Genomic DNA, 2385 nt, shown 5'->3' with positions numbered 1-2385 from the left:
ACCACATTTAAGATAAAAAGTCTATATTTTTTTCAAAAAACAAAAATCTTTACGAAAAATATATTTCATAATCCCGAAAAACCCTCATAAATACCCATTTCTTATTTTCACCGAGAATTGCTGATAATACTACTGTCGTGTTGAACAAATAACGCACGGGATTTGATTCTGGTAACTGGTGATTGGTAACTGGTAATTAAATACCGTTTGGCTGAGCTGACGACAAATCTATTTAACCAGTTACCAATTACCAATTATCCGTTTGTAGGTTACGAAACCTGATGATGCCCCGTGCAAAACTTACTCAACACGACACTACCAATCATTTTTTTACTATGATTAAGGAAAAATAATCAAGGTCTGTTTCCTTAACCTGTTTGAGGTCTCTAATTATTTTTTCATCCGTCATCCCAGCCCGCGAGACATAGATTGCCTTATCAAGAGTCCCCATTTCTTCTAAAAGTATCACCACTTCATCAAAGACCTTATTAACCTTCATTAAAACTATGGTGTCAAACCGCAGAAGTAACTCTTTTACGCGAGACATATAGTTTGCCGGGACAATCATCAGTGTTTCATCACCCAGAGCCAACGGCAGTTTAGCCTTAGCTCCTCCCGCTGTTATCGATGAGACCCCCGGAATAATCTCTGTTACTATCTCATCAGATAACTCAAGCAACCTGGGATATAGGTAAAAGAAAGTGCTGTAAATTGTCGGGTCACCAAGGGTAATAAAAGCAACATCCATTCCCCTGTTTATCCTGTTCAATATCTTTTCAATTGTCTCGTTCCATCTGGACTCAATCTCGTCCTGTCCTGATTTCTGACTGTCCCGGGTTTTTCTCATAGGAAAATAGGCAGGGATTATCTCTTTCCCCTGGAGGTCTATTGCCTTTTCAACTATTGTTAAAGCCAAACTATTGCCATCTTCTTTGCCTCTGGGGACACAAATGCAGGGTGCCTCCTTGAGGATTCGGACAGCCTTAAGGGTTAATAATTCAGGGTCACCAGGACCTATGCCAATTACATAAATTTTACCTGTCATTTTTAAGCAGTTCTTCTGAAAATAGGAAGTAGAGAGTAGAAAGTAGAGAGTAGAAAGTAAACAAAACACCACTCCTCACGCTTATCTCTCCATCTCCCACCTTCTATCTCCTATCTTATATCCGCGAATATCCGCATCATCAGCGTGCTATTATTTTTCATCGTCATTTGTGCCCTGTAGGGGCATGAGCGTTTCTTCTTTCCAATTCGGAACACTATTGGATAAAATTAAATGTTGATTTTATTGGTTTTGTCCAACAGACAAATTTTCTTTACCCGCAGCTTTTTTAAGCAGGAAGTGAGAAGTAGAAAGTGAGAAGTAAGAAAAGAAGTTGATTCCTCTTATATTAACTTCGGACTTCCCACTTCTTACTTCTTGAGAGTTTTCCTTGTAATTGGTTAAATGGTAACTGGTGAATGGTATTTAATTACCAGTTACTACAATCAAATTCCGTGCGTTATTTGTTCAACACGACACTAGAAATGCGTAATTTTTTTAATTCGACGATACCTTTTTTCTATATCATCTTTAGTTAAATTAATTAATTTATTAATACTAAAATCTTCTACGGTAAATGAAGCAATAGTAGTCCCATAAATAATGGCTTTTTTCATTTCTGGTTCTCTTAAGTTTTTATGAGAGGCTAAATATCCAACGAATCCACCTGCGAATGAATCGCCCGCACCAGTTGGGTCAAAAATGGATTCTAATGGATAGGCAGGGGCAGAGAAAAAATTTGAGGATGAAACCATTAATGAACCATGCTCACCTTTTTTAATGATGACTTGTTTAGGACCTGATGAGAGTATTTTTTTAGCCGCATTGATTAAATTAGGTTCATTGGTTAATTGTCTTGCTTCCCCATCATTTAATACGATTATATCAATCTTTTTTAGGAGTTTCAATAAGGCATCTTTTTTTCGTTCAATCCAGAAATTCATTGTATCCGCTACGACTAATTTGGGTGAGTGCAATTGTTGGAGCACATTTAATTGCAAATCAGGGTCAATATTAGCCAGGAAAATAAATTCAGTATCTTGATATTCTAAAGGGATTTCAGGGGAGAAGTTTTCAAGGACATTTAATTGAGTATCAATCGTAATTGCCGCATTCAAATCGTAATGATACTCTCCTTTCCAATGAAATGTCTTTCCTTTTATCTTTTGTAACCCATTTAAATCAATTCCTTTTTCTTTTAGAAGTAAAAGAGCTTCATCCGGGAAATCCATTCCAACAACCCCGACTAATTTCACTTGAGTGAAAATACTTGCGGCTAATGAAAAATATACCGCTGAGCCTCCAAGGGCATTCTTTACTTCGCCAAAAGGTGTTTTTACTGA

2 protein-coding genes are annotated in these 2385 nt (G+C 37.0%); both read right to left on the bottom strand.

All coding sequences use genetic code 11. From position 1 onward, the window contains the following. Positions 1-322: 322 nt before the first annotated feature. Positions 323-1045: a precorrin-2 C(20)-methyltransferase gene (cobI, locus tag AB1414_19305; protein ID MEW6609561.1), complete on the bottom strand. Its 723-nt coding sequence runs from the start codon at positions 1043-1045 to the stop codon at positions 323-325. Positions 1046-1521: 476 nt separating this feature from the next. Continuing rightward, positions 1522-2385 (bottom strand): PfkB family carbohydrate kinase (locus AB1414_19300; GenBank protein ID MEW6609560.1); only part of this gene is annotated, 864 nt, incomplete at its 5' end.

It is taken from the genome of bacterium (genome assembly GCA_040755795.1).
In the GTDB taxonomy this organism is placed as follows: domain Bacteria; phylum UBA9089; class CG2-30-40-21; order CG2-30-40-21; family SBAY01; genus JBFLXS01.
The sequence above is the reverse complement of the archived record's forward strand: the minus strand, read 5'-3'. Positions and strand labels throughout refer to the sequence as shown.

Bases quoted from the DNA above. Each gene is read 5' to 3' on its own strand.
- cobI (MEW6609561.1), bottom strand. From the start codon at position 1,045: ATGACAGGTAAAATTTATGTAATTGGCATAGGTCCTGGTGACCCTGAA.